The 26545-nt window shown below is 69.9% G+C and carries 28 protein-coding genes; 4 read left to right on the top strand and 24 right to left on the bottom strand.

Annotation, left to right across the window (positions count from 1 at the left end):
* Positions 1 to 55 precede the first annotated feature (55 nt).
* The 5 genes from AB0L53_RS17430 to AB0L53_RS17450 form a co-directional block, all read right to left on the bottom strand.
* On the bottom strand, positions 56 to 1603 hold the full coding sequence (locus AB0L53_RS17430) for an extracellular solute-binding protein (protein ID WP_363994342.1): 1548 nt from the start codon (positions 1601 to 1603) through the stop codon (positions 56 to 58).
* Positions 1600 to 2229 carry a DUF624 domain-containing protein gene (locus AB0L53_RS17435; RefSeq protein WP_363994345.1) on the bottom strand — a complete coding sequence of 210 codons (630 nt, stop codon included), beginning with the start codon at positions 2227 to 2229 and terminating at the stop codon, positions 1600 to 1602. Before AB0L53_RS17435 ends, AB0L53_RS17430 begins: the two co-directional genes overlap by 4 nt.
* A 123-nt stretch (positions 2230 to 2352) precedes the next feature.
* Positions 2353 to 3009, bottom strand: a complete 657-nt coding sequence (locus AB0L53_RS17440) for a DUF1961 family protein (protein ID WP_363994348.1) — start codon at positions 3007 to 3009, stop codon at positions 2353 to 2355.
* A gap of 52 nt (positions 3010 to 3061) precedes the next feature.
* Positions 3062 to 4129: a LacI family DNA-binding transcriptional regulator gene (locus AB0L53_RS17445; RefSeq protein WP_363994351.1), complete on the bottom strand. Its 1068-nt coding sequence runs from the start codon at positions 4127 to 4129 to the stop codon at positions 3062 to 3064.
* Positions 4130 to 4303: 174 nt separating this feature from the next.
* Positions 4304 to 4975 (bottom strand): acVLRF1 family peptidyl-tRNA hydrolase, encoded by a 672-nt coding sequence (locus AB0L53_RS17450; RefSeq protein ID WP_363994354.1) that lies wholly within the window; start codon positions 4973 to 4975, stop codon positions 4304 to 4306.
* Between the two features lie 166 nt (positions 4976 to 5141).
* Between AB0L53_RS17450 and AB0L53_RS17455 the strand changes: the two genes are divergently transcribed.
* A complete protein-coding gene (locus AB0L53_RS17455) occupies positions 5142 to 6164 on the top strand; it encodes an EAL domain-containing protein (RefSeq protein ID WP_363994357.1) in 1023 nt (340 codons plus the stop codon).
* A gap of 20 nt (positions 6165 to 6184) precedes the next feature.
* Here the strand turns inward: AB0L53_RS17455 and AB0L53_RS17460 are convergent, their stop codons facing one another.
* The 7 genes from AB0L53_RS17460 to AB0L53_RS17490 form a co-directional block, all read right to left on the bottom strand.
* On the bottom strand, positions 6185 to 6790 hold the full coding sequence (locus AB0L53_RS17460) for a response regulator transcription factor (protein ID WP_363994360.1): 606 nt from the start codon (positions 6788 to 6790) through the stop codon (positions 6185 to 6187).
* Positions 6787 to 7920 carry a sensor histidine kinase gene (locus AB0L53_RS17465; RefSeq protein WP_363994363.1) on the bottom strand — a complete coding sequence of 378 codons (1134 nt, stop codon included), beginning with the start codon at positions 7918 to 7920 and terminating at the stop codon, positions 6787 to 6789. Before AB0L53_RS17465 ends, AB0L53_RS17460 begins: the two co-directional genes overlap by 4 nt.
* Positions 7917 to 8651, bottom strand: a complete 735-nt coding sequence (locus AB0L53_RS17470) for an ABC transporter permease (RefSeq protein WP_358540553.1) — start codon at positions 8649 to 8651, stop codon at positions 7917 to 7919. Before AB0L53_RS17470 ends, AB0L53_RS17465 begins: the two co-directional genes overlap by 4 nt.
* Complete coding sequence (locus tag AB0L53_RS17475) at positions 8651 to 9535, bottom strand: ABC transporter ATP-binding protein (protein ID WP_363994366.1); 885 nt, start codon at positions 9533 to 9535, stop codon at positions 8651 to 8653. Before AB0L53_RS17475 ends, AB0L53_RS17470 begins: the two co-directional genes overlap by 1 nt.
* A 69-nt stretch (positions 9536 to 9604) precedes the next feature.
* Positions 9605 to 10207 carry a carbonic anhydrase gene (locus AB0L53_RS17480; RefSeq protein WP_363994369.1) on the bottom strand — a complete coding sequence of 201 codons (603 nt, stop codon included), beginning with the start codon at positions 10205 to 10207 and terminating at the stop codon, positions 9605 to 9607.
* 43 nt (positions 10208 to 10250) lie between these two features.
* Entirely contained in the window at positions 10251 to 11102 is an 852-nt protein-coding gene (gene hisG, locus AB0L53_RS17485; protein WP_363994372.1) for an ATP phosphoribosyltransferase, read from the bottom strand.
* 62 nt (positions 11103 to 11164) lie between these two features.
* The gene (locus AB0L53_RS17490) at positions 11165 to 11428 is read right to left on the bottom strand and encodes a phosphoribosyl-ATP diphosphatase (RefSeq protein ID WP_357958461.1); all 264 of its coding nucleotides are present in this window, start codon (positions 11426 to 11428) and stop codon (positions 11165 to 11167) included.
* A 212-nt stretch (positions 11429 to 11640) separates the two neighbouring features.
* Between AB0L53_RS17490 and AB0L53_RS17495 the strand changes: the two genes are divergently transcribed.
* The gene (locus tag AB0L53_RS17495) at positions 11641 to 12414 is read left to right on the top strand and encodes a hypothetical protein (RefSeq protein ID WP_363994375.1); all 774 of its coding nucleotides are present in this window, start codon (positions 11641 to 11643) and stop codon (positions 12412 to 12414) included.
* A gap of 104 nt (positions 12415 to 12518) precedes the next feature.
* Here the strand turns inward: AB0L53_RS17495 and AB0L53_RS17500 are convergent, their stop codons facing one another.
* From AB0L53_RS17500 to AB0L53_RS17550, 11 genes are all read right to left on the bottom strand, one after another.
* Positions 12519 to 14456, bottom strand: coding sequence for a DEAD/DEAH box helicase (locus AB0L53_RS17500; RefSeq protein ID WP_363994378.1), 1938 nt, complete (start codon positions 14454 to 14456; stop codon positions 12519 to 12521).
* Between the two features lie 315 nt (positions 14457 to 14771).
* Positions 14772 to 15131: a metal-sulfur cluster assembly factor gene (locus AB0L53_RS17505; RefSeq protein WP_357656615.1), complete on the bottom strand. Its 360-nt coding sequence runs from the start codon at positions 15129 to 15131 to the stop codon at positions 14772 to 14774.
* The gene (sufU, locus tag AB0L53_RS17510) at positions 15128 to 15568 is read right to left on the bottom strand and encodes a Fe-S cluster assembly sulfur transfer protein SufU (RefSeq protein ID WP_225291366.1); all 441 of its coding nucleotides are present in this window, start codon (positions 15566 to 15568) and stop codon (positions 15128 to 15130) included. Before sufU ends, AB0L53_RS17505 begins: the two co-directional genes overlap by 4 nt.
* 2 nt (positions 15569 to 15570) lie before the next feature.
* Positions 15571 to 16833, bottom strand: coding sequence for a cysteine desulfurase (locus AB0L53_RS17515; protein ID WP_363994383.1), 1263 nt, complete (start codon positions 16831 to 16833; stop codon positions 15571 to 15573).
* A complete protein-coding gene (gene sufC / locus AB0L53_RS17520) occupies positions 16830 to 17576 on the bottom strand; it encodes a Fe-S cluster assembly ATPase SufC (protein ID WP_363994386.1) in 747 nt (248 codons plus the stop codon). The genes AB0L53_RS17515 and sufC overlap by 4 nt, the downstream gene beginning before the upstream one ends.
* 4 nt (positions 17577 to 17580) lie before the next feature.
* The gene (locus tag AB0L53_RS17525; protein WP_225291368.1) at positions 17581 to 17898 is read right to left on the bottom strand and encodes a non-heme iron oxygenase ferredoxin subunit; all 318 of its coding nucleotides are present in this window, start codon (positions 17896 to 17898) and stop codon (positions 17581 to 17583) included.
* Positions 17895 to 19019 carry a Fe-S cluster assembly protein SufD gene (gene sufD / locus AB0L53_RS17530; protein WP_357958451.1) on the bottom strand — a complete coding sequence of 375 codons (1125 nt, stop codon included), beginning with the start codon at positions 19017 to 19019 and terminating at the stop codon, positions 17895 to 17897. The genes AB0L53_RS17525 and sufD overlap by 4 nt, the downstream gene beginning before the upstream one ends.
* On the bottom strand, positions 19019 to 20431 hold the full coding sequence (gene sufB / locus AB0L53_RS17535; RefSeq protein WP_357958449.1) for a Fe-S cluster assembly protein SufB: 1413 nt from the start codon (positions 20429 to 20431) through the stop codon (positions 19019 to 19021). The genes sufD and sufB overlap by 1 nt, the downstream gene beginning before the upstream one ends.
* Positions 20428 to 21141 carry a metalloregulator ArsR/SmtB family transcription factor gene (locus AB0L53_RS17540; protein WP_363994577.1) on the bottom strand — a complete coding sequence of 238 codons (714 nt, stop codon included), beginning with the start codon at positions 21139 to 21141 and terminating at the stop codon, positions 20428 to 20430. The genes sufB and AB0L53_RS17540 overlap by 4 nt, the downstream gene beginning before the upstream one ends.
* Positions 21142 to 21233: 92 nt before the next feature.
* A complete protein-coding gene (locus AB0L53_RS17545; protein ID WP_363994391.1) occupies positions 21234 to 22454 on the bottom strand; it encodes a multidrug effflux MFS transporter in 1221 nt (406 codons plus the stop codon).
* A gap of 92 nt (positions 22455 to 22546) precedes the next feature.
* Positions 22547 to 23323, bottom strand: coding sequence for a VOC family protein (locus AB0L53_RS17550; RefSeq protein WP_363994393.1), 777 nt, complete (start codon positions 23321 to 23323; stop codon positions 22547 to 22549).
* 178 nt (positions 23324 to 23501) lie between these two features.
* Here AB0L53_RS17550 and AB0L53_RS17555 point away from each other — a divergent pair, with 178 nt between their 5' ends.
* Positions 23502 to 24410 carry an ABC transporter ATP-binding protein gene (locus tag AB0L53_RS17555; protein ID WP_363994396.1) on the top strand — a complete coding sequence of 303 codons (909 nt, stop codon included), beginning with the start codon at positions 23502 to 23504 and terminating at the stop codon, positions 24408 to 24410.
* Positions 24407 to 25174 carry an ABC transporter permease gene (locus AB0L53_RS17560; protein WP_358447901.1) on the top strand — a complete coding sequence of 256 codons (768 nt, stop codon included), beginning with the start codon at positions 24407 to 24409 and terminating at the stop codon, positions 25172 to 25174. The genes AB0L53_RS17555 and AB0L53_RS17560 overlap by 4 nt, the downstream gene beginning before the upstream one ends.
* 89 nt (positions 25175 to 25263) lie before the next feature.
* Here the strand turns inward: AB0L53_RS17560 and AB0L53_RS17565 are convergent, their stop codons facing one another.
* On the bottom strand, positions 25264 to 26433 hold the full coding sequence (locus AB0L53_RS17565; RefSeq protein WP_363994399.1) for an MFS transporter: 1170 nt from the start codon (positions 26431 to 26433) through the stop codon (positions 25264 to 25266).
* Between the last annotated feature and the right edge of the window lie 112 nt (positions 26434 to 26545).

Genomic DNA, 26545 nt, shown 5'->3' on the forward strand with positions numbered 1-26545 from the left:
AGCCACCTCCTTTCACAGAAGGGGCCCGGGAATGTCCCGGGCCCCTTGGGCGAGGTCAGTTGCCGAGCTTGGAGACCAGGTCGTTGGTCTCGGCGGCGATCTGGGTGCCGCCGTTGTCGTACCAGCGCTTGATCTCGGCCTTCAGCCCCGCCTCGTCGATCGCGCCGGAGATGAACTTGATCCGGGCGTCGGTGATGATCGGGTCGAGGGTCTGGCCCTTGGCGATGGTGGTGGGCGCCATGACCGGGAGCGCCGGGTTGTGCACGGCGGTCTTCAGGTCCTCCTCGGCCAGCTTGGTGCGCAGCTTGACCTGGTCCTGGTGCGGCTTGTCCGGGTACAGGTCCGGGTAGGCGCCGAGGCCGACGCTGGCCGTGGTGCCGAGCTGGATGAACGCCTTGTCCACGTCCTGCTGGATCTGCTTGACCTTGGGGTCGTCCTGGTTGACGCGGGCGGCGTAGCCGTCCTGGACCTTGAAGTTGCGGCCCTCGAGCCCGTTGCTCAGCAGGATCCCGCCCTCCTTGGAGGCCATCTTGTTCAGGACCGTCAGCACTTCATCGAGTTGCTGCTCGGTCTGCACGCTCTGCCGCGGGATGGCGATGACGCCGTTGTAGCCGGTGAACGGGGAGGAGAACTTCTTGCCGTCCGAGCGCTTGAGGTTGCCGACCGTGAGGACCTTGTCGAAGTCGTTGGGGTTCTGCTCCTTGAGCAGGTCGAGGAGGTTGGTGCCACGGACGTTGACGTCGACGATGATGCCGCCCTTGCCCTGGATGAACGGGTCGTTCCACTTGGCCGAGTCGAGGGTGGCGTAGTCGGGGTTGACCAGGCCCTCGTCGACCATCTTCTTGACGAACTTGTTCGCCTCGATGAACTCGGGGGTGTCGAAGCCGGGGACGAGCTTGCCGCCCCGCTCACCCCAGCCGTTCGGGGCGCCGAACCAGGTCTCGATCACGTCGTACGGGCTGGAGCTGGCGTACTGCGGGGACGGCCACTTCGGGATGATCAGTCCGTAGGTGTCCTTCTTGCCGTTGCCGTCGGGGTCCTTCTCGGTGAACGCCTTGGCGACGTCATAGAGGTCGTCGACGGTCTCAGGCGTCTTCAGCCCGAGCTTGTCCATCCACTGCTTGTTGATCACTACGGCCGAGCGGAGCAGGGGACGGATGCGGTAGATGCCGTAGATCTTGCCGTTGGTGGAGGAGTTCCGGACCGTCTGCGCGTCCCGGTTCTTCAGGTTCGGATACTTGTCCAGCTTGTCGGTCAGGTCCCAGAACGCCCCAGCCTGGGCGGCGCGGACGAACGACGAGGTCTTGTCGCCCTGGATGACCATGATCTGCGGCATCTTGTCCGAGGCCAGCGTGACGTTGGTCTTGTCGTTGTAGTCGGCGTTGGGCACCCAGGTGATCTGGAGCTTCTTGCCGACGAGCTTTTCGACCGCCTGCTGCATCTCGCCCTTGGGGTCGGGGGCCGTGCCGAACAGCGGGACCATCATGGTCACCGTGCCACTGTCGGCCTCACTGCCCCCACCGCCGCTGGAGCACGCGGACGCGAGTAGCGCCGCCGTCAGCGTTAGTGCACCGGCGACGAGCCGGCGACGAGATGCGCTCATGAGTTCCCTTTCGAATGCAGGCGCGCCTCGTTCTCCTCGAAGAAACGCAGGCAGAGCCACGTGTTGAGATAGATCCACGCACCGATGCTGATCACCGCGGTGAGAACGGGCGCCGCCGAGGTCACGAAGACGATGGTTGCGAGCGCGAACAACAGCACCACTGACGAGGCCGGCCGAGTGAGCGCTAACAGCGACGCTTTGGGCAGGTAGGCCCACAGCGGTAGCTCATAGTGCGCGTAGAGCGGCCCGAGATAGGTCCCCACCCCGGCCAGCGCCACCATCGCCACCAAGGTCGCGATCCGCAACGCTTCCGAGCCGGGCCCGAGAGCGGAGAGGTACAGGTAGTTGCCCACAAGGACGGTGCCGATCACCGCCACCGGCAGGACCAGCAGCGAGGCGCGGACGAACTCCCGCCGGTAGACGGTCCAGAATTCCCGCCAAGCCTGAAACGATTCACCTTGGCTGTGCCGCCGGGCCAGCGTGTAGGCGGCGACGGTGGCGGGCCCGAGCCCGAGGATCACGCCACCCAGGAGGGTGAACACGATCCAGAGGAGGTTCAGCCGGGCCGCCCAGATGAGCTCTGAGCAGGCAGCTTGAATTCTGATCGACGTGGCGGGATGGTTCATCCGGCACCACCTTCTCGTGGCGTGTGCGCGGACACGGGGGTGGAGTGTTGCGCCGCAGTTCCTAGTCCGTTTCGTACGGGTGAACGGCGGTTGGTGCGAAATTAGTGTTGAATCGACTCAATGTCAATGACGTGAAACCCGCAGATTCGCATACTCCCCGATCATCGGGGCCATCTGCCGGAATCCGATCTTGCCGCCACGCAGCGCGGGACCACCCGTACTCCCGTTGTCCGTCCAGCGGAACGAGACCACATCGTTGATCGAGAAGGTGATCTCGCCGCCCAGGACGTCCAGGCGCACGGCGTACGGCCCGACGGCGTCCAGCGCCGCGGGCAGCGGGTCGGCACCCTGCGTGACCAGGTGAAACCCGTGGCTCTTACGCAGATTGCAGGTGTGCAGAGCGCGCTCCGACGACCACATCCGCCGGAAATAGGACACGTGGTAGGCATCGATGTCGCCGTGGTGATACTGCTCGTACGGCCCGTTACGCGGCGCGAGGCCCGGATCGAACAGATCCTCACCACGCCGGCCGCGGGCATGGAAGAACATGATGCACAGCCCCGGCTCCCTGACCGGCCAGAAGTCCCATTCGATCCGTACGTCGGCGGGCAGCTCCTCGGGGCACCACAGCACCACGTTGGCCGCCTGCCCGTCAGCGGGCGGTCTGAGGCTCTCCAGCCGCATCCGCCCCATCGGGAACGTCGTCGCCCCGTCCCCCTCCAGCCGGAATCCCGCCAGGTCGTCGGGGCCGGCTAGCGGGTTGCGGTAGATCTCCGTCAAGGTGGGCTCCTGTGCGGGTCGTCGGGGGCCGGCGACCGGGTTGCGGTATCTGTCAAGGTGGGCTCCTGTGCAGGTCGCTGGACTGCCGCACCACCAGGTCCGGCTGGAAGATGACCTGCCGGTGCCGGTGCAGCTCGGGCTCCGCCACCTCCTCCAGCAGCAGGTCTATGGCCGTACGCCCGAGCAGCTCGCGCGGCTGGCCGACCGACGACAGGGGCACGGTCGCCGCCGCGGCGAAGTCGATGTCGTCGTAGCCGACGATCGCCATGTCATGCGGAACCCGCAACCCGTGCGCGGCCATGGCCTGCAGGAATCCCAGGGCGAGCAGGTCGTTGGCGCAGAAGGCGGCCGTCGGCCGCTCCTCGACAGGCAGCGCCGCCACCCGCTCGCCCGCGATCCGCCCGTGGGCCACGCTCAGCGCGGGCATGAACCAGGCGATCAGCTCGACCCCGCCACCCGGCCCGCCGCCGGGCTCGACTCCCCCACCCGGCTCGGTGTCCCGCGCCTCGGAGACGGCGCTCGTGATCCCTAAATGCCGGTCCCCCACCTGCTTGATCGACCGCGGCCCGCCGACGAACAGGATCTTGCGGTGTCCCCGCTCGATCAGATGAACTCCGGCGATGTGGCCGCCGAGCCGATCGTCGACCGCCACCGAGCACTGGAGCCCGGTGGCCGCGCTGTCGACGAGCACCACGGGCGTACCCCTGGCGGCGAGCTCCGCCAGTCTCGGGCTGCTCGCGTCGACCGGCGTGATCAGTATGCCCATGACCCGCTGCTGTTCGAGCTGGTCGAGATGGCGCAGCTCGCGGGCCGGGTCGGCGGCGCTGTTGCACAGCACCACCATGGTGTCGTGCTCGTCCGCCAGGGCGTCGGCGCCTTGCGCGACGTCGGCGAAGAACGGGTTGGCCACGTCGAGCACGACCAGGCCGACCGTGCGGCTGCGGCCGACCCGCAGGTGGCGGGCCACCTCATTGCGGACGAAGCCCAGCTCGCGGATCGCGTCGAAGACGCGCTTACGCGTGGCGGGGGAGACGATCTCGGGGCGGTTGAGCACGTTGCTCACAGTGCCCACGGAGACGCGTGCCCGCTGCGCGACCTCCTTGATGTTCGTGGTCGACATTGATCCTCACGAGGCCGCTCCATTGTTGAACGCGGCTTATCATAGCCTTACTCATGATCTTTTTGAATCGACTCAAGACACCGATCTTCCGGCGAGCATACACTCACGGTCAGTGCTTCCCCGACGGGCGTTATTCTCAGGGGTCACCGCTCACCCCCCGACGGACGATGTCGCTTAAGATTCCCCGCCCGTGGTGGGTGGGTCCACCACGCGGATGCGTACCGCGCGGAACAGCGCGGGCGTGTCCTTGAGTACGGCCAGCTTCGGGTCGGGGACGACGAGGAACGGCTCCGTCTCCAGCGCCAGCAGGCCGGCCAGACGCCGGTCGGCGCGCAGCGCGTCCACGGCCCGGCGATCGCCGCCGAGCACGACCGCGTCCAGCTCGCCCAGGCACGGCGACAGGACGCGCACCACGGTCTCGGCCGCCGCCTCGAAGGCCTGGTCCGCCTGGTTCTGGCGGCGTCTGGCGAAGCGCTGCTGCGACCACCCGCCCGCCGCGGTACGCCCCTGGACCAGGCGGGACCCGACCTTGGACACCACCAGCCGCGACCCGTGGAACATGCCGGTCGCGTAGCCGCCCATCCGTACCAGGATCACCCCCACGCGCCGCTCGGCCCGCGCGTGGGTGACGAGCCTGGTCACGTACGGTGGCCCGAGCGGCAGGGGCGGGAAGGGCACGTGCAGCTCCGCCAGCGCCCCGTCGGCGGCCACCAGGCGTACGACCAGCTCGTCACCGGTGGCCTCGAACGGACCGTGCCGATCGGCGAAGCCGTCGATCCACGGGTGCACGCGCTCGGGCACGACGGACACCCACCGTCCGCCGCCCTTGGCCGGTCGCGCGCTCATGGGGGGAAGGTTAGCCGACCGGGGGCCGGAGCCCGCGTGCCCGAAAAGCCAGCCGGCCAGGGTGCGCGCCCACCCCTCCCCGAGGGCCGGGAACTCTGAACGAAATATCGGTGAATTTCGTTTCAAGTCACTTCTGCCGAACCCGACACAAGCCCATCATCGCTACGTGTCCTCCCTGCTCACCAGCCCCGTGGTGGACCTCGACACGGGAGCCGTCATCGCGCGCCCGGCGGTCATCGACGCGGCGGGCTACCTCCGCCCCGACCCGCTGCCCGTCGTACTGGAGCTGCCCATGCGGATCGTCCTGGGAGGCGCGGGGGCGCTGGCTCCCCTGCACGAGGCGCTGCGGCGGTCGGGCAGGCACCCGCGCGAGGCCATCGTGCTGCTCACCGGCCCGTGCGGGCCCGCCGACCGGCCGGTGCTGAACGTGACGCTCAACGGGCTGCGCAACCTCGGCTACCTGCTGGGCTTCGCCGACGTGGGCGCGGAGAGCGTGCCGCTCGACATCATCGCCGACGCCTCCCCGTACCTGCTGGCCCTGGCCCCGGAGCCCATCGGAGGGCTGCCGGGCGACCGCCGGCCGGCGGCGGTGGCGCGGTCGGTCGTGGCGCTGGCCCGCGGCCTCGGCGCGCACGCGCTGGTCTCGGGGGTCGAGCGTGAGGCGCAGCTGGCCGCGGTGCGCGGCTGGGAGGTGCGGCTGGCCTGCGGGCCGCTGCTGAGCCCGGGACCCGATGGGAAGGTACGGGTGCCGCTCCCGCCCACCGAGGAGCCGTCAGACACGGTACAGCTCGGGCCGCGCGTGCAGGAGTTCCTGCTGCCCGCCGTGACGCTGCCCGCCGGGGCCAAGGCGGAGGAGGTGGTGGCGGCGTTCGGGCAGGAGCCGTCGATCACCAGTGTGATCCTGGTGGACGAGTACCAGCGGCCCAAGGGGAGCCTCGACCGCAGCCGGTTCCTGCTGTCGTTCGCGGCCCGCTACGGGCACGCGCTGCACGGCGCGAAGCCCGCCCAGCGACTGGCGGACCCGCCGCGCACGGTGCCGAAGACCACCCCGGCCGTGGCGGCCATGCGGGCGGCGGGCCAGGACCCCGGCCGCGTCTACGACGACCTGGTGGTGACCGACGAGCTGAACCGCTGCCTGGGCATCGTGCGGGTGTCGGACCTCATCCGGCACGTGGCCTGGGCAGGATGATCAATTCTGGATAACCCGCCTCAGAGCCACCCCTGTGACTTGGCACGCTGGACCGCCTCGATGCGGTTGCGGGCATGCGTCTTCTGGATGGCCGACGACAGGTAGTTGCGTACGGTGCCCTCCGACAGGTGCAGGTGCCGGGCGATGTCGCCGATGGTCGAGCCGTCCACTGCAGCCGCCAGCACGTCCCGCTCGCGCGCCGACAGCGGATTGGGCCCCGCGCTGAGCGCCGCCGCCGCCAGGCCCGGGTCGATGACGCGCTCCCCCGCGTGTACGCGCCTGATCGCCGCCGCCAGCTCCCGGGCCGGGCTGTCCTTGACCAGGAAGGCCACCGCCCCCGCCTCCATGGCGGTCCGCAGGTAACCGGGACGGCCGAACGTGGTCAGGATCATCACCCGGCAGCCGGGCACCTGTGAGGTGATCTCGGCGCTCGCGCTGAGGCCGTCCATGATGGGCATCTCGATGTCGAGCAGCGCGATGTCAGGGAGTTTCTGGACCGCGACGGCCACGGCCGCCTCGCCGTCGGCCGCCTCGCCGACGACCTCGATGTCGGGCTCCAGGCCGAGCAGCGACGCCAGGGCGCCGCGTACCATGGCCTGGTCCTCGGCCAGGATCACGCGGATCACGCCGCCGCTCCCACGGGGACCAGCACCCGCAGCCGGAAGCCCGCCTTGGCCCCGGGGCCCACCTCGACGTACCCGCCCGCTTCGCGCACCCGTTCGGTCAGCCCCTGTAAACCACTGCCGAGCCGGACCGGCTCCTCGCCCTGCCCATCGTCCATGATCTCCAGGATGGCGTGTTCGCCGTCGTGCGTCACCTCGATCCGGCAGCGACGCGCCCGCGCGTGCCGTACGACGTTGGTGGTGCCCTCGCGTACCGCCCAGCCGAACAGGCCGTCGAGCAGGCCGGGCAGCGGCGTGCCCGAGACCCGCACCAGCGGCTCCACGCCCGCCGCCCGCAGCACGGCCCTGGCGTTGTCGAGCTCTTCCGGCAGGCTGCGCTGCCGGTAGCCGGTGACGGCCTCGCGCACCTCCGTCAGCGCCTTCCTGGCGACGGACTCGATGTCGTGGATCTCCTGGAGCACCTTCGGGGAGTCCTCGGCCAGCCGCCCGGCCAGCTCGCTCTTGAGCACGATCAGCGACAGGCTGTGGCCGAGCAGGTCGTGCAGGTCGCGGGCGATGCGCAGCCGCTCGTCCGCCGCGGCGAGCCGGGCCACCTCGCCCTGCGCGTCGCGGAGCTGCATGGCCAGCAGCCTGGTGTTGCGTACGCCGATGAACAGCGCGCCCAGCGTGACCACCTCCAGCCCCAGAATGGCGAGGGTGGTCTCGTCGGAATGGTGCAGCAGCCCAGCGCCGACGACGATCGCCAGCATTCCGGCGATGCCGAAGAGCGCCCGCCGGGGCGGCAGGATCATGGCGAAGAGCACCGTGGAGTAGATGGGCAGGGCCAGCCAGCCGCCGCCGAAGACGAACGCGCCGGCCACCACCTGCGCCGTGGTGAGGGCGAGCAGCGGGTACGTCGACCGCGACCGCTCCTTCATGCTGCGCGGGCTCAGGACCGTCGCCAGGTACGAGACCACGAACGCGATCAGCGACAGCCACGCCCAGACGACCTTGGCCCCGGTGAACTCCCCGCTCAGGATCTCCGCCACCGGGAAGATCAGGTAGACCATTCCGAAGCTGATCCCGAACAACCGCCGGTAGCGGGACGAGTCTCCTCTCGTCCCGCCGAAGGTCAGCAGATTGGCCCAGTTCATGCCCGAACAGTAGCCCGCCGGTAGGCGTAGGCGGCCGCGCCGCCGAGCACGATCCCCCACGCCACCACGATCAGCGCGTCGGACATGGACACGCCGTGGCCCGCGATCACGTTCCAGCCGAGGCTGGCGTAGTGGTAGGAGGGCATGAAGCCGGCGATGGTCCGCATCGTGCCGCCGATGGCGTCGATGGGAAACCAGAGGCCGCCGAGCAGCGACAGGGCGAACATACAGATCATCGCGGCGGGCTGGGCGGCGTCGGCGCTCAGCAGGGAGCCGATGAACAACCCGAGCGCGATGAACGGGATCGCCCCCACCCACAGCGACAGCAGCAGCGCCACCCACTGCCCGGCGGGCATCGACACGCCCTGCTGCAGCACGGCCGCCACGCTGACCAGCAGCAGGGACGGCAGCACGAGGACCATCGCGGCGCCGAGCTTGGTGACGATGATCGCCCAGCTCGGCAGCGGGGTGATCTGCAGCTGACGCAGCCAGCCGGACTGGCGCTCCTGCGCCCAGGGCACGGCCGAGCTCATCATGGACGAGGCGAGCGCGCCGTAGGCGGCCATCGACACCAGCAGGTAGGTGCTCATCCGCACGCCGGCCGAGTCCGTCTGGGTGCCGTAGATGTTGGCGTTGATCAGGTAGAACACGACGGGGAACAGCACCACGAAGATGATGTACCGGCGGTTGCGCAGCATCCGCAGCGCCTCGGTCTTGGCGTAGTAGAGCATCAGGACTCCCTGGTGAGGGCGAGGAAGGCGTCCTCTAGGTCGGCGCCGGCGAGGTGGAGGCCGCGCACGTCGAGCGTGGTGCCCCGGTAGAGGCCGGCGAGGGTCGCGTCGGCGTCGGAGGTACGCAGCGTGGCCGTGCCCGCGGCGATCTCGACCGCCGTGACGCCGGGCAGCAGGTCGAGCCCGGCCGCGGGCTGCTCGCCGAGGGTGAAGCGGATGACCTGCCCGCCGACGCCCGCCTTGATCTGCGCGGCGGTGCCGTCGGCGACCACCATGCCCCTGGCGATGACGATCACCCGGTCGGAGTGCTCGTCGGCCTCCTCCAGGTAGTGCGTGGCGAACAGCACGGTCCGCCCGCCCGCCGCGTACGCGCGCATGCTCTCCCAGAACCGCAGCCGGGACTCCACGTCCATGGCCGCGGTCGGCTCGTCCAGCAGCAGCGTCTTGGGCGCGCCCGCGATCGCCAGGGCGAACCTGACGCGCTGGGACTGGCCGCCCGACAGCTTGTTCGCGCGCCGCTTCACCAGGTCGGTGAGGTCGGCCAGCTTGAGGATCTCCTCCAGGTCCAGCGGCTGGGGGTACAGGTTGCGGACCAGGTCGATGAGCTCCTGGACCGTCAGCTCGGGGATGAGCTGGCCGCTCTGCAGCATGGCGCCCATCTGGCCGGCCGCGACCGCCTGGCGGGGAGTGCGGCCGTACACGCTGACCGTCCCCTTGGAGGGCCGCAGCAGGCCGAGCAGCATGTTGATGGAGGTCGACTTGCCCGCGCCGTTGGGGCCGAGCAGGGCCACGGTCTTGCCGGGCTCTATCTCCAGGGACACATCATCGACGGCAAGGACGTCCCCGTAGTCCTTGCTGACGTGGTCGAACACGATGGCGTTCATGACATCAACGCTAGGGCGGTGGATCTTGCCTGGTTAGTGCGTTACTTCCGGGGTTGACGGTGACATTTGTCAGGCGACGCGCCGCACCAGCCCGGTGTCGAGGCTGTAGTAGGCGCCGACCACGGTGGCCTTGCCGGATAACAGGGTGTCGGCCCTCAGCCCCGACACGGTCCGCACGATGTGCGCGCGCACCATCGCCTCCACCTCGCCCCCCGAACCGGTGTAGACGGGTTCGAGGGCGGCGACGATGCTGGGCAGCTCTCCGGGCAGTGTCTCCCGCTCGCGCAGCGCCCTGGCCGCCGCGGTGACGGCGCCGCAGCGCTGGTGTCCCAGGACGACGACGAGGCTGGCGCGTAAGTCCTGCGGGCCGTACTGGACCGCCGCGGTGACGAGCCGGTCGACGGTGTGCGCCGCCGTACGGACGACGAGCAGATCGCCCAGCCCGGCGTCGAAGACGACCTCGGGCGGCACCCGCGAGTCGATGCACGACAGCACCACCGCGTAGGGAGACTGCCCCGCCGCCACCTGCCTCCTGCGGGCGGGATCCTGGCGGGGGCGGCGGGACGCGCCCGCCGCCCAGCGCCGGTTGCCGCGCTGCAATGCCGCCCAGGCCTGCGAGGCGGCGGCATCACAGAACGGGACATAACTACAAGCAAGCGTTTCGTCACCCACAGCTAGCTGATTCCCGGACGGGACATCACCTAGCGGACAGATCTCAGAGGCGGCAGGCGTAGATGTCGGTGGCCAGGATGGCCCTTGCCCCGATCTCCCAGAGCTGGTCCATCACCTGCTGGTGCCCGCGCCGCCGGACCATCACCCGGACGGCGACCCAGCCCTCGCGGTGCAGCGGCGAGACCGTGGGCCCCTCCATACCGGGCGTGAGCGCGATGGCCTCCTCGATCCGCTCGGCGCGGATGTCGTAGTCCATCATCACGAAGTCGCGGGCGTGCACGACACCCTGCAGGCGGCGAACGAGCTGCTCGATGCCGGCGTCCTCCCCGTTGCCGTTGCCCTGCTGCTTGATCAGCACGGCCTCGGAGCGCATGATCGGCTCGCCGAACACCTCCAGGCCGACGTTGCGCAGCGTGGTGCCGGTCTCCACGACGTCGGCGATCGCGTCGGCGACGCCCAGCCTGATGGCGGTCTCGACCGCGCCGTCGAGCTTGATGACGCGGGCGTCCACACCGGACTCGGACAAGTATTTGCCGAGCACCCCGGCATAGGAGGTGGCGATGCGCAGGCCGTCGAGGTCCTTGACCGACGTCATGGCACCCGCCTTGGCGGCCAGCCGGAAGGTGGAGCCGCCGAAGCCGAGCGGCATGATCTCCTCGACGGGGGCGCCGGAGTCGACGCGCATGTCGCGGCCGGTGATGCCGGCGTGGAGCATGCCCTCGCCGACGTAGACCGCGATGTCGCGGGGGCGCAGGAAGAACAGCTCACAACTGTTGTCCTCGTCGACGACGACGAGCTCCTTGCTGTCCCTGCGGGACCGGTAACCGGCCTCTTTGAGCATGGTCTGGGCGGCCTCACTGAGCGCGCCCTTGTTGGGTACGGCCAGACGCAACATGGCTGTGTGTCCTTGATGTCTCGCGAGCTGGTAGGTGTACGGGCTGACGGGCGCGGGGCGCCCTAGAGATGCTTGTACACCTCGTCCAGCCCGATGCCCTTGGCGAGCATGAGCACCTGAACGTGGTAGAGCAGCTGGGAGATCTCCTCGGCGGCTCGGTCACTCGACTCGTGCTCGGCGGCCATCCAGCTCTCGGCGGCCTCCTCGACGACCTTCTTGCCGATGGCATGGACGCCGGCGTCGAGGGCGGCCACGGTGCCCGAACCCTCGGGTCGGGTGCGTGCCTTCTCTGACAGCTCGGCGAACAGCTCTTCGAAGGTCTTCATGATCTCTCTCGTCGGTCGGCTGGCATGCGTGACAAGCCTAGTCTGCGCGCACGGGTCAACAGGCCCCTGTCCGCCACCCGAGACGGCAAGTCCTATCCGCCGACGGAAACCCCGTCCACGACGGACCAGCTCCTTCCGCACCCCCGAAGGGGGTATCCCCCTCAAAGGACCCCAGCCACAACGGACCGCTGGCGGTCCTGCTGGTGTCCGGCGTGGCGCTGCCCCGCCCGCTGATCGCGACGGCCGAGACGGCCGTCGTCGCCGTGCTCCTCCTGGAGGCGGTGACCCTGTACCGGCTGTTCGGCGCCGAGCGCCGAGGCGGCGCGGACCGGCGGACGGCGTTGCGGGCGGCCTTCGGCAGGCTGGTCCCCGATCAGGTGCGCCGGATCGTGGAGTTCGACGCGAAGGGCATGGTCAGCCTCGCCCTGTGGGTCGCGCGGCGCCGCCACGGCGTGCCGCATGGTGCCACCGCCCTCTCCTACTCCCGCGCGCAGACCTCCACGATGATGATCTTCCTGTTCGCGATGGTCATGGAGTTGATCGTCGCGGAGATCTTGCTGCGGGCGTTCGGCGCGCCGGTCGGCCTGCGCGTCGTGTTACTCGTGGTGGACGCCAATACGGTCCTGGTCGTGCTCGCGGTCATCGCGGCCTGCGTCACCCGGCCCCACGTCGTCTCCGCCGACGAGGTACGCATCCGCTACGGCGCGTTCTTCGACCTGCGCGTCCCGCGCGAGCGGATCGCTCAGGTACGCCAGGTCCGCAACTTCAACGAGAACGGCACGATCAAGGTGGAGGTGGAGGGCGAGCGGCTGGTCGTGGCGGTGGCCTCCCAGACCAACCTGATCCTCGAACTGACCGAACCGATCCCCGCCGTCCGTCCTCTCGGCCGCCGCGCCGAGGTCAGGGTGATCCGCTTCTTCGCCGACGATCCCGGGGCTGCGATCCACGCGCTGCGACCCCGTCGGGAACACGTGCCCGACTCCTGAGCAGAAAACGGCGCTGCCCGCCGTACCCCCATGAAGGAGTACGGCGGGCAGCGCCGTGCGTTGATCAGCGTCGGCCCCCGGCGTTCACCGGTGGCCCGCCGGGGTCAGCGGTCGAAGCGGCGGCCGGTGCCGCTGCGGAAACCGCCCTGACGGTCATCGGAGCGGTAGCCGCCCTGACGGTCGTTGGAGCGGTAGCCGCCACCCTGACGGTCGTCGGTGCGGGCGGGACGGTCGCGGTCGGCCGAGAACGGGCGGCCACGGTCGCCACCGGGGGCGCGGGAGCCGCGGTCGTCCGAGCGATAGCCGCCGCCACGCGGGCCGCGGTCATCGGAGCGGAAGCCACCCTGACGGTCGTCCGAGCGGTAGCCGCCCTGACGGTCGTTGGAGCGGTAGCCGCCACCCTGACGGTCGTCCGAGCGCGGTCCGCTCTGACGGTCGTCGGAACGGTAGCCGCCGCGCGGGGCGTCCGAGCGGGCCGGGCGGTCGTCGCCGCGGTAGCCGCCGCCACGCGGGCCACGGTCACCGCCACGGTAGCCGCTGCCCTGGCCGCGGTCGTCGCCGGAGGTGCGGGGCTCCTGCGAGCCGCCCTCGGCGTGCCGGCGCGGGTAGCGGTCGTCACCGTCGTGACGGCGGGGGCGCCGGTCGTCGCCCGAGGCGAAGGGACGCTGCCCGTCCTCGTGGCGGCGCGGACGGCGCTCACCGTCGAACTCGCGGCGCGGACGGCGCCCGCGACGCTCGGAGCCACTGTGGCCGCCTTCGCGGCGGGGACGCAGCGGCTTGCGGACGTCGGGCTCCCAGACGGGGATGGGCTCGCCACTCGGGACGCGGGCGCCCGTCACCTCGGCCAGGCGGGGGTGGCCCGGCTCGGCCTTGAGGCGGAACGGGTGGATCCCGGCCCGGCGGGTGAGCTGGTCGGTCGAACGGCGCTCGCTCGGCAGCACCAGGGTGACCACGGTGCCCTTCTCGCCGGCGCGGGCGGTGCGGCCGCCGCGGTGCAGGTAGCTCTTGTGGTCCTGCGGCGGGTCGACGTGCAGCACGAGGCTGATGTTGTCGACGTGGATGCCGCGCGCCGCGACGTCGGTGCAGACGAGCACGTTGACGGAGCCCTCGCGGAACTCGGCCAGGATGCGGGTGCGCTGGTTCTGGCGCTTGCCGCCGTGCAGGCCGCCCGACTTGATGCCGACCCGGGCCAGCTGCTTGCAGAGCCGGTCGACGCCGTGCTGGGTGCGGACGAAGATGATCGTACGGCCCTCGCGGTTGGCGATCTCCGCGGTGACGTCGAACTTGTCGTCGCGGCTGACCTGCACCACGTGGTGCTCCATGAGCTCGACCGGGGAGGTCGCCGGAGCCACGGAGTGCGTGATCGGGTCCTTGAGGAAGCGCCGCACCAGCTTGTCGACGTCGCCATCGAGCGTGGCCGAGAACAGCAGCCGCTGACCGTCGGCCGGAGTCTGCGCGAGCAGCTCGGTGACGACGGGGAAGAAGCCCAGGTCGCACATGTGGTCGGCCTCGTCGAGGACGCTGACCTCGATGTCGCCCAGAGAGCACTCGCCCTGCCGGATGAGGTCGCCCAGGCGGCCGGGGGTGGCGATGACGACGTCGACGCCGCGGCGCAGCGCCTCGATCTGCTTGCCCATCGACATGCCGCCGACGATGACCTTCATCCGCAGGCCGAGTCCCCGGCCGAGCGGCTCGAGGGCGTCGTGCACCTGGAGCGCGAGCTCACGGGTGGGGACGAGGATCATCGCGCGGGGGCGGCCCGGGGTGGGCCGGACGCCGGAGATGCGGGCCATGAGGGGCAGCCCGAAGGCGAGGGTCTTGCCGGAGCCGGTCTGGCCGCGGCCGAGGACGTTGGCGCCGGTCAGAACGTCGGGGATGGTCGCGCTCTGGATGGGGAACGGGCTGGCAATGCCCTGCTTGGCCAGCCCGGTGACGAGCGGCTTGGGCAGGCCGAGCTCCTCGAACCCGGGCCCCGCCTCGGGGGCGCTCTCGTCGAGCTCGGGCAGGACCTCGTTGAACTCGGGCAGGACAGCGTCAAGCATGGTCACGAACTTCGTGCCTTTCAGTCGAAGTGGCGCGTCACTTCTGCGAAAAGGACGAGCCGGGACGTACGGCGGTGCCGTACTTCATTGCGAGGCGCAGGTGGTCGGCACCTGCTGGGTGGGGACTGGCCCGGAGGACAGGCCGTCTACGCGCACCCATTTGCCGGCCGCAGGCGGCGTTGAAACGCACATCGGTGCGCTAGGTGCACGTGTTGCCAACACGAGGAAGACACCATGTATTCCCCGACTTGTCCGAATTTCAGACTTTGGCAGGCTGAAGCGGCTGGCACCGAGATGCCAGCCGTACAGCAACGATCAGACGTTGAAGCCTAGCATACGAAGTTGCTCGCGCCCTTCGTCAGTGATCTTGTCCGGTCCCCACGGCGGGAGCCAGACCCAATTGATCTTAACATCCGAAACCATGCCTTCGAGCGCGGAATGCGCCTGATCCTCGATGACATCGGTCAGCGGGCAGGCCGCGCTGGTCAGCGTCATGTCAATGGTGGCCACAGGCTGGCCGCCCTCGGCGGGGTCGAGATTGAGCCCGTAGATCAGGCCCAGGTCGACGACGTTGATGCCGAGTTCGGGGTCGACGACGTCCTTGAGCGCCTCCATGACCTCGTCGACGGTGGCCTCACCATCGAACCCGGTCGGTGTCTCCACCGGCTTGCTCATCGGGCAGCACTCCTCACTACAGCGTCCTTGTAGGCCATCCACGACAGCAGCGCGCACTTCACGCGCGCGGGGAACTTGGCCACGCCCGCGAACGCCACCGCGTCGCCGAGCACGTCCTCGTCGGCCTCAACCTTGCCCCTGCCCTGCATGAGGCGGGTGAACTCGTCGACCACGGACAGCGTCTCCTCGACCGTCGAGCCGGTGGTCAGCTCGTGCAGCACAGAGGCGGCGGCCTGGCTGATCGAACAGCCCTGCCCGTCGTAGGAGACGTCCTCGATCTTGCCGGCGTCGCCCAGCTTGACCCGGAGCGTGATCTCGTCGCCGCACGTGGGGTTCACGTGGTGAACCTCGGCGTCGTAGGGGTCACGGAGCCCCCGCCCCTGCGGGTGCTTGTAGTGTTCCAGGATCAGTTCCTGGTACATCGACTCGCCGATCATGGCTATGCGAACACCTTCTGAACGTGATGGAGGCCGCGGACCAAGGCGTCGATCTCGTCCGTGGTGTTGTACAGATAGAACGACGCCCTGGTGGTCGCCGGTATTCCGAAGCGCAGGTGGAGCGGCCGCGCGCAGTGGTGGCCGACCCGCACCGCGATGCCGAACTCGTCGTCGAGCAGTTGCCCGACGTCGTGCGGGTGGATGCCCTCAAGTGTGAACGACAGGGTGGCCCCCCGCTGGTCGAGCGAGTCGGGCCCGATCAGGCGCAGCGTGGGGACCTGGCGCAGCGCGTCGAGCGCGTAGGCCGTCAGGCCGCGCTCGTGCGCCTCGATGGCCTCCATGCCGACACCGGTCAGGTAGTCGACGGCCGCGCCGAGGCCGATGGCCTCGACGATCGGCGGCGTGCCCGCCTCGAACTTGTGCGGAACCGGCGCGTACGTCGAGTGGTCCATCCAGACGGCCTCGATCATCTCGCCGCCGCCCATGAACGGGGGCATGGCGTCGAGCAGCTCGGCCCGGCCCCAGAGCACGCCGATGCCCGAGGGGCCGACCATCTTGTGGCCGGTGAAGGCCACGAAGTCGACGCCCAGCGCGGCCATGTCGACGGCGTGGTGCGGGACCGACTGGGAGGCGTCGAGCATCACCAGCGCGCCCACCTCGCGGGCCCGGCGCAGCACGTCGGCGACCGGGTTGATGGTGCCGAGCACGTTGGACTGGTGCGCGATCGACACGATCTTCGTGCGCTCGGTGATCAGTCCTGAAATATCCGAAATATCGAGGCGGCCGTCGTCCGTGACGCCGAACCACTTCAGGGTCGCCCCCGTACGCTGCACCAGGAACTGCCACGGCACGATGTTGGAGTGGTGCTCCATCTCGGAGATCACCACCTCGTCGCCGGGACCGAGGGTGAAGCGGGGGTCGGTGTTGCCCGGGTTGCCGAAGGAGTAGGCGACCAGGTTGAGCGCCTCGGAGGCGTTCTTGGTGAAGATCACCTCGTCGCGCGACGGGGCGCCGATGAAACCGGCCACCTTGTCGCGCGCGCTCTCAAAGGCCTCGGTCGACTCCGCGCCGAGCGCGTGCATGGCCCGCCCGACGTTGCTGTAGTGCATCGCCAGGTGCTCACGGACGGTCTCGACGACCGCGGTGGGCTTCTGTGAGGAGTTGCCCGAGTCGAGGTAGACGAGCGGACGCCCGCCGGGCAGCTCGCGGGAGAGAACCGGGAAGTCCTTCCTGATCCTCTCCACGTCCAAGCTGGTGGAAGTCATGCAAGCGCCTTCGTGTACTGCTCGTAGCCTTCGGCCTCGAGCTTGTCGGCCAGCTCCGGCCCGCCCTCCTCCACGATCTTGCCGCCGGCGAAGACGTGGACGAAGTCGGGCTTCACGTACCGCAGGATGCGGGTGTAGTGCGTGATCAGCAGGATGCCCGTCTCGCCCGAGGCACGGAAGCGGTTGATGCCTTCGGACACCACGCGCAGCGCGTCGACGTCGAGGCCGGAGTCGGTCTCGTCGAGCACCGCGACCTTCGGCTGGAGCAGCTCCAGCTGGAGGATCTCGTGGCGCTTCTTCTCGCCGCCGGAGAAGCCCTCGTTGAGGTTGCGCTGGGCGAACTCGGCGTCGATGGCCAGCGCGTCCATGCCGGTCTTGAGGTCCTTGGCGAACTGGCGCAGCTTGGGCGCCTCGCCGCGGACCGCGGTGACCGCGGAGCGCAGGAAGTTGGAGACCGACACGCCCGGCACCTCGACCGGGTACTGCATGGCGAGGAACAGGCCGGCGCGGGCCCGCTCGTCGACGGTCAGCTCCAGCAGGTCGACGCCGTCGAGCAGCACCTCACCGCCGGTGATGGTGTATTTCGGGTGACCGGCGATGGCGTAGGCGAGCGTGGACTTGCCCGAGCCGTTCGGCCCCATCACGGCGTGGGTCTTGCCCGACTGCACGGTGAGGTTGACGCCGCGCAGGATTTCCTTGTCCTCGACGGCGACCTTCAGGTCACGGATCTCAAGGGTGGACATGTGTTTATGACTCCTTCGAGAGCGAGACGAGGACGTCGTCGCCGTCGATCTGGACTGTGTAGACGTTCACGGGTCGGATGGCGGGCGGGCCGGTGGGCTTGCCCGAGCGGATGTCGAAGCACGAGCCGTGCAGCCAGCACTCGAGCGTGCCGTCGTAGACCTCTCCCTCGCTGAGCTTCACCTCGGCGTGGGAGCAGACGTCGTGCAGGGCGAACACCTCGCCGCCCTTGCGGACGAGCGCGACCGGGGTCTCCCCGACCTCGAGGCCCAGGACCCCGCCGTCGGGGATGTCCTCGACCTTGCACACCTTCTCGAAACTCATCGCGCGAGCTCCGCCTCCACCGCGTTCATGACGCGGTCACGGATCTCCGCCACCTGGATCTTCTCGATGAGCTGGCCGAGGAAGCCCCGGATGACCAGGCGACGGGCCTCGTCGAAGGGGATGCCGCGGGCCTGCAGGTAGAAGATGTGCTCGTCGTCGAGGCGCCCGGAGGCGCTGGCGTGGCCGGCACCGGCCACCTCGCCGGTGAGGATCTCCAGGTTGGGCACCGAGTCGGCGCGGGCGCCGTCGGTGAGGATCAGGTTGCGGTTGAGCTCGTAGGTGTCGGTGCCCTCGGCCTCGACCCTGATGATCACGTCGCCGATCCACACGGCGTGCGCGTCCTCACCCTGCAGGGCGCCGCGGTAGTCGACGTTGCTCTTGCAGTGGGGCTGCGAGTGGTCGACCAGGAGGCGGTGCTCCAGGTGCTGGCCCGCGTCGACGAAGTAGACGCCGGACAGGTCGGCGTCGCCGCCGGGACCGGTGTAGGACACGCTCGGCGACAGGCGCACCAGGTCGCCGCCCAGGGTCACCGCGAAGCCCCTGAACGTGGCGTCCTTGGCGAGCTGGGCGTGGTGGTGGGAGACGTGTACGGCGTCGTCGTCCCAGTCCTGCAGGCTGACGACCTTGAGCGTGGCGCCGTCGCCGACGACGAACTCGATGTTGTCGGCGTAGACCGCGCTGCCCTGGTGCTCGATGACGACCACGGCCTCGGCCAGCGGCTCGACCACGACCACGATGTGGCCGTAGGTGGCCCCGTCGTTGCCGCCGCCGCGCACCTCGATGCGGATGTGCTCGGCCGGCACGGCCTCCTTGGGCACGGTCACGACCAGCGCCTTCTCGAAGGCGTTGTAGGCCTGCGCGCTGACGCGGTCGGCCGGCACGTACGCCTTGCCGATGCGCGCGTCCTCACGCCCGACCCACTCGGCGGTGACGCCCGCCGGGGTGTAGGCCTGGGTGAGCACCCGGCCGGTGATCTCCGCCTTGCCGCTGTGCAGGCCCTTCAGGCGGGACAGCGGCGTGAAGCGCCACGCCTCTTCGCGCCCGGTCGGGACCTCGAAGTCGTCCAGGTCGTAGGACGCCTTCTCGTGCAGGGTCGACAAGGGCTTCTCGGTCAGGCCCATCAGCCGACGGCTCCTTCCATCTGCAGCTCGATGAGGCGGTTGAGCTCAAGGGCGTACTCCATGGGGAGCTCGCGGGCGATCGGCTCGACGAAGCCGCGCACGATCATCGCCATCGCCTCGTCCTCGTTGAGACCGCGGCTCATGAGGTAGAACAGCTGGTCCTCGCTCACCTTGGAGACCGTGGCCTCGTGACCCATCGAGACGTCGTCCTCGCGGACGTCGACGTAGGGGTAGGTGTCGGAGCGGCTGATCTGGTCGACCAGGAGCGCGTCGCACTTGACCGTGCTGGCGCTGCCGTGGGCGCCCTCCTCGATCTGCACGAGACCGCGGTAGGAGGTGCGGCCGCCGCCGCGCGCCACCGACTTGGAGATCACGGTGGAGCTCGTGTGCGGAGCCAGGTGCACCATCTTGGACCCGGCGTCCTGGTGCTGGCCCTCGCCCGCGAAGGCGACGCTCAGCGTCTCACCCTTGGCGTGCTCGCCCATCAGGTAGACGGCCGGGTACTTCATGGTGACCTTGGAGCCGATGTTGCCGTCGATCCACTCCATGGTCGCGCCCTCGTAGGCGACGGCGCGCTTGGTGACCAGGTTGTAGACGTTGTTGGACCAGTTTTGAATGGTCGTGTAACGGCAGCGGGCGTTCTTCTTCACGACGATCTCGACGACCGCGGAGTGCAGCGAGTCGGAGGAGTAGATCGGCGCGGTGCAGCCCTCGACGTAGTGGACGTAGCTGCCCTCGTCGACGATGATCAGGGTCCGCTCGAACTGGCCCATGTTCTCGGTGTTGATCCGGAAATAGGCCTGCAGCGGGATCTCGACCTCGACGTTCGGCGGCACGTAGATGAACGAGCCACCGGACCACACGGAGCTGTTGAGGGCGGCGAACTTGTTGTCGCCCACCGGGATGACCGAGCCGAAGTACTCCTTGAAGAGCTCCTCGTGCTCCCTCAGGCCCGTGTCGGTGTCGACGAAGATGACGCCCTTCTCCTCGAGGTCCTCACGGATCTTGTGATAGACGACCTCGGATTCGTACTGGGCGGCGACACCGGCGATGAGGCGCTGCTTCTCCGCCTCGGGGATGCCGAGCTTGTCGTAGGTGTTCTTGATGTCGTCGGGCAGCTCGTCCCAGGAAGCGGCCTGCTTCTCGGTCGAGCGCACGAAGTATTTGATGTTGTCGAAGTCGATGCCCGTGAGGTCGGAGCCCCAGGTGGGCAGGGGCTTCTTGCCGAACAGGCGGAGGCCCTTCAGGCGAAGGTCGAGCATCCACTCCGGCTCGTTCTTGAGCGCGGAGATGTTGCGGACGACCTCCTCGGACAGGCCGCGCTTGGCAACCGCGCCTGCGGCATCCGAGTCGGACCAGCCGAACTTGTAATTCCCGAGGCCTTCCAGCTCCGGGCGGTCGGTGACAGTCACCTTCCGGTCTCCTTGCTTTTGTCGCTATGGGTGGCCCTGCTCGTCGCAAGACCCAGCGCGTGCGGGCTCACATGTGTGGTGCAGACCCCGTCGCCGTGCGCGATCGTGGCCAGGCGCTGCACGGGGGTGCCGAGCAGCTGCGCGAACGCCTCGGTCTCGGCCTCACACAGCTGCGGGAACTCCGCGGCCACGTGCGCCACCGGGCAGTGGTGCTGGCAGAGCTGGTCGCCGCCCAGATTGGCCTTGGTGGCCGAGGCGGCGTATCCATCCGCCGACAGCGCCTGCGCCAGCACTTGTACGCGCTGGTCGGCCGGCACCGTCCGCATGACCGGCTCCAGGCGCCGCAGCAGGCTGGACACCTGCGAACGGGCGAAGTCGGTCACGGCTTCCTCACCCACGCGCTCGGCCAGGAAACGCAGCGCGCTGCCGGCCAGGTCGTCGTAGGCGTGCTCGAAAGCACTGCGCCCCGCGTCGGTGATGGCGAACAGTTTGGCCGGTCGCCCTCTCCCGCGCTGCCCGCGCGGACGCACGGTGCGAGGCTCGATCATCCCGTCGGCCAGCAACGCGTCGAGATGACGGCGGACGGCGGCGGGCGTGAGCCCGAGTCGCTCGCCCAGCGCGGCAGCCGCGACGGGACCGTGCTCAAGGATCAGCCGAGCCACACGGGCGCGGGTGCCGCGCTCGTGTCCAGGCTCGATCGACGTGGGCACGTTTTTCACAACATCAGTGTGCCGTAATTCCTTCCCGATTCACAAATGGATCCAGGAAGACGGAGGAATGGAATTTCTCACGCAGGGTAGGCTTACCTAACTCTGCCGATGACCAGGAACGACACGGCCGAGCAGGCGATGAGCCCCAGCATCACCGACGCCATCGGCACCGCCGTACCCGAACCCACCAGGCCGACCAGCGGCGCGGCCAGGGCGCCCAGCGCGAACTGGAGCACGCCGAGCAGGGCGGAGGCACTGCCCGCGATCTGCTGCGGCTGGCTGGCCAGCGCCAGCGCGCCGGTTCCCGGAAGCACCAGGCCCTGGCCGCACATGATGACGAACAGCCCGGCGACGATGCCCGCCAGCCCCATGCCGATCATGGCCGCGGCCAGCAGCAGCGCCGCGCCGGTCAAGCCCACGCACAGGCCGATGGCCACCAGCCGGGCCGGCGGCACCCGCCCCGAGAGCCGCCCGCCGACCTGCGCCATGAGGGTCAGGCCGAGCGCGTTGAGCCCGAAGATGAGCGAATACTGCTGCGGTGTGGCGTGGTAGACCTCCTGCAGCACGAACGGTGAGCCGGAGATGTAGCCGAACATGGCGGCGAAGGCCAGCCCGGCGGTCAGCGCGCCGCCCATGAACGAGCGGTCGCGCAGCAGCTGCCAGAAGGTGCGCACGGTGTGACCGAGCCCGCCGCTCTCCCGCTCGTACGCGGGCAGCGTCTCACGCACCCCGCCGAGCACGGCCATGAGCAGCACGATCCCGGCCAGGCTCAGCGCGACGAACACCCCGCGCCAGGAGGTGAAGCCGAGCAGCTGCGCGCCCGCGATCGGGGCCAGGATCGGCGCGAGGCCGCTGACGAGCATGAGGGTGGCGAAGATGCGCGCGATGGCGGCGCCGTCGTACAGGTCACGGACGACGGCCCGGACGATGACCAGGGCCGCGCCGCCGAGAATGCCCTGCAGCAGGCGGAACACGATGAGCACCGGCACCGAGGGGGCGAAGGCGCACAGCAGCGAGGCGAGGGTGTAGCCGGCCACGCCCACGATCAGCGGCAGCCGGCGGCCGCGCACGTCGCTCACCGGCCCGGCGACCACCTGGCCGACGGAGACGCCGATGAGGCAGGCGGTCAGTGTCAGCTGTACCTGGGCGGGGGTGCTGACCAGCTCGCCGGTGATGGCGGGCAGCGCGGGCAGGTACATGTCGATCGAGAGCGGGCCGATGGCCGAGAGCGCTCCGAGAATGATTAACAGCAGTCCGCGGCGGTTCCCTTTGACGACAGGTGACGTGAGTGGCGTGGCTTCTGCCACGGACATGCGTGAACCCCTCTCCCTCGCAGGCGTGTGGCCCACGAGGGCCGAGGGATGGAACCAAGATCCGGTCTACCTAATTCCCGGTTATGGGATATTTAGCTGACTTCGTGGAGTTGGATCACGGACAGTGCCGCGCCCTGCGGGTCGGTGAGCATGGCGAAGCGGCCGGGAGGCGCGTCCATCGCCCCGACGAGGATCGTGGCGCCCGCGCGCTCGGCGGCGGCGACGGTGGCGTCGAGGTCGTCGACGGCGAAGTACGTCATCCAGTGGGACGGCGTCTCCGGCGGATAGTTCGGCGACAGCTCGATCATGCCGGCGATGCTCGCGTCCCCGAGGTGCCACTCGGTGTACTTGACGCCGTCCATCTCCTGGTGGTGCGGGGTCCAGCCGAAGACGGCCGGGTAGAACCGCTCCGCGCTCGCGACGTCGCGGGTGACGAGCTCGTTCCAGCAGAAGGAGACCGGCTCGTTGACCAGCTCGGCGCCGTTGTGGCGGCCGGCCTGCCAGGCCGAGACGAACGACCCGTCGGGCGCCTGGAAGACGGCCATGGTGCCTTCCTCGAACACCTGCATGGGCTCCATGACGACGGTCCCGCCCGCGTTCTTGACCCGGTCGGCGGTGGCGGCGGCGTCTTCTATGGCGATATAGGTGTTCCAGGTCGAGGGCATGCCTTCCCCCATGACGGGGCCCACTCCGGCGACCTTCTCGCCGTCGTAGGTGAACTGGCCGTAGCCCCCGGCCGCCGGGTCGTCGATCATCTCGGCCTGCCAGCCGAAGACGTCGTCGTAGAAGCGGACGGACGCCTCGACGTCGGTGCTCGACAGATCCACCCAGCACGGAACACCGGGCTCATAGCCACTACGCTGTGACATGGAAACCTCCTGTGATGTGGACGTCCCTCTCAGACTTTCACTCCTGGTGGGGACTTTCCGGGAAACGGCCGGGTCAACAGCTGTCCATATCCGGTCACGCGATTGACGCGATCGGCCTTGGGCGGGCCGGGCAGGGTTGCCAGGCGGACCGCCGCGGACAGTCCCTAAACTCGTGGCCATGGAATCCCCAGCCGTCGAGCTCATCGACCTGGTCAAGCGTTACGGCGGCGCCACGGCGGTCGACGGCCTGACGCTGCGCGCCGAGCGGGGCGCGGTCACCGCCGTGCTCGGGCCCAACGGCGCCGGCAAGACCTCCACGGTCGAGATCTGCGAGGGGTTCCGCGAGGCCGACTCCGGCACCGTACGCGTACTGGGCCTGCCGCCCGACCAGCCCAAGCTGCGGCCCCGGGTGGGCGTGATGCTCCAGGCGGGCGGCGTGCCGCCCGCGGTACGCTGCGGCGAGTGGCTGCGCCTGGTCTCGCGCTTCTACGCTCGCCCGCTCGACGCCGGCGCCCTTCTGGTACGGCTCGGCCTGGCCGACCACGCCCGCACCCCTTACCGCCGCCTGTCGGGTGGCCAGCAGCAACGGCTCTCCCTGGCCGCGGCGGTGATCGGCCGGCCGGAGCTGGTGTTCCTCGACGAGCCGACGGCCGGGCTCGACCCGCAGGCCAGGCACGCCTGCTGGGACCTGGTGGGCGAGCTGCGGGCCGCGGGGGTCTCCGTGGTGCTCACCACCCACCACATGGACGAGGCCGAACGGCTGGCCGACCACGTGGTGATCATCGATCGGGGCCGGGTGGTGGCCGAGGGCAGCCCGGCGTCGCTGACCGGGGCCGAGCGGCAGCTGCGCTTCCGTGCCCGGCCGGGGCTCTCGCTGGACGAGCTGCTCCACGCGTTGCCGGGGGGTAGTGCAGCCAAGGAGTCGCCCGCCGGCCACTACATCATCGAGGGCCAGGTGGGCCCAGAGCTGCTGGCGACCGTGACGACCTGGTGCGCCGCCGAGGGCGTGATGGCCGACGACCTGAGCATCGAGCGCCGTACGCTCGAAGACGTCTTCCTGGAGCTGACCGGCAGGGAGCTGCGATGACCACGCTCGACTTCACCCCCGCCCCGGCGGCGGCGCCGTTCGCCCGCATGGTGCTGGCGCAGGCGGCGGCCGAGACGCGCGCGACGCTGCGCAACGGCGAGCAGCTGCTGCTGACGCTGATCATCCCGGTGCTGCTGCTCGTCGGGTTCTCGCTGGCTCCGCTGATCGACGTCGGCGGGGGCCGGCGCATCGACTTCCTCGCGCCGGGCGTGCTCGCGCTGGCGATCATGTCGACGGCGTTCACCGGGCAGGCGATCGCGACCGGCTTCGAGCGCCGCTACGGCGTGCTGAAGCGGCTCGGCGCGACTCCCCTGTCCAGGGCCGGGCTGCTGCTGGCCAAGACGGTGGCGGTGCTCGCGGTCGAGGGTGTCCAGGTCGTGGTGATCGTGGCGGTCGCGCTGGCGCTCGGCTGGCGGCCCCAGGGCTCGCCGGTGGGCGCGCTGCTGCTCGTGCTGCTGGGGACGGCGGCGTTCAGCGGGCTGGGGCTGCTCATGGCGGGCGTGCTGCGGGCCGAGGCGACGCTGGCCGCGGCCAACCTCGTCTACCTGGTGCTGCTCGGAGCGGGCGGGGTGATCTTCCCGCTGGCGAAGTTCCCCGCCGGGATGCGGCCGGCCCTGGAGGTGCTGCCGATCTCGGCGCTGACCGGCGGGCTGCGTTCCGTGCTCGCCGGGGGTGCGGCCGTGCCGCTGGGGGCGCTGGGAGTGCTGGCCGCCTGGGCGGTGCTGTCGCTGGGCATCGCCGCGCGCACGTTCCGCTGGGAGTGAGCTGGGCCTGAGCTGGGCGGCCCTTTGGTAGACGGCCCTTTGGTAGACGGCCCTGAGCCGAGCGCGCCTGCGCTGGACGGGGCGGGGTGTCAGGCGCGGCCGGTGACACCGTAGCGGTGGCGGCCGATGACGGCCACCACGGTGAGCGGCACCGCCACGGCCGCCGAGACGCCGAACAGCAGCGCGTACCTGCCGTCCTGGGCGGCCGGGCCGCCCGCCCACGACGACACCGCGCTGCCGACGAACAGCGCCGCGGCGAAGAAGGCCACGCTGGTCCCCCTGGCGTTGGGCGCGACGGTGGTGATCCAGGTCTGCAGCGAGGAGTGCATGAACGACCACCCGACGCCCAGCAGGAGCGCGGTGGCACCGACGGTCGCCAGGCTGACGTGGACGGCCACGAGCGCGTACCCGGCGCAGAGGTGCGCTCCACCGATGGCGATGAGCACGGGCGGGGACCATGTCCGCGACAGGCGTTTGACCAGTCTGGTGAACAGCCACAGGCCCACGCCGTAGGTGGCGGTGGCCAGACCGGCGACCGCCGCCCTGACGCCGTTGTGCTCCAGGGCCGTGGCGAGGAAGGCCATCGTGCCGAGCAGCACCGCGCCCTCCACGAAGGCCAGCCCGAACACCAGCAGCGCCCACGGCTCGCGCAGCACCGCGCCCACGTGCCTGCCCAGCCCGCCGATCTCGGCCCGGGGCGGCTCGGGCAGGGAGCGCAGCGCGAGCGCGCAGGCCAGCGCGCAGGCCGCGGGCACGGTGAACGCCACGTGCCAGTCCACCAGGTCGGCGAGCACGCCGCCGAGACCGGTGGCCATGGCGATGCCCAGGGCTCCCGCGCCCATCAGGTCCGACAGGGCGCGCTGCCGTACGACGGGGGCGACCGTGTCACCGACGTACGTGAGCGAGGTGGGGATCACCGCGCCGAAGCAGGCGCCGGCCACGATCCTCGACACCACCAGCGCGCCCAGCACCGGCATCAGGGCGGAGGCCACCCCGGCCAGCGCGGCGCCGAACATCGCCGCCCGCATCACCCGCACCCGGCCGAACCGGTCGGAGAGCACGCCCCACAGCGGCTGCGTCAGGCCGTAGGCCAGGTAGTAGCCGCTGGCGACCGCGACCGCCGCCGACAGCGGGACGCCGAGGTCGGCGGCGATCAGGACGAGCATGGGGTTCACGGCGAACCGGTCGAAGCTGCTGACGAAGGTGGCCACGGACAGCACGAGCGGGGGACGGACGAGGGAGGCCGGGGGTGCGGTCATGGCTCCATAGTCAATTGTCGGCTTCAACGGTTAAGTGCGTATAAGTACCACCCTAGTGGGGGAATGTCGGCCCAGCTCGGTACCGTTCTACCCGCCGTCCCGCTACTGAGCC

Source organism: Nonomuraea sp. NPDC052129 (assembly GCF_040680095.1).
Lineage (GTDB): Bacteria > Actinomycetota > Actinomycetes > Streptosporangiales > Streptosporangiaceae > Nonomuraea.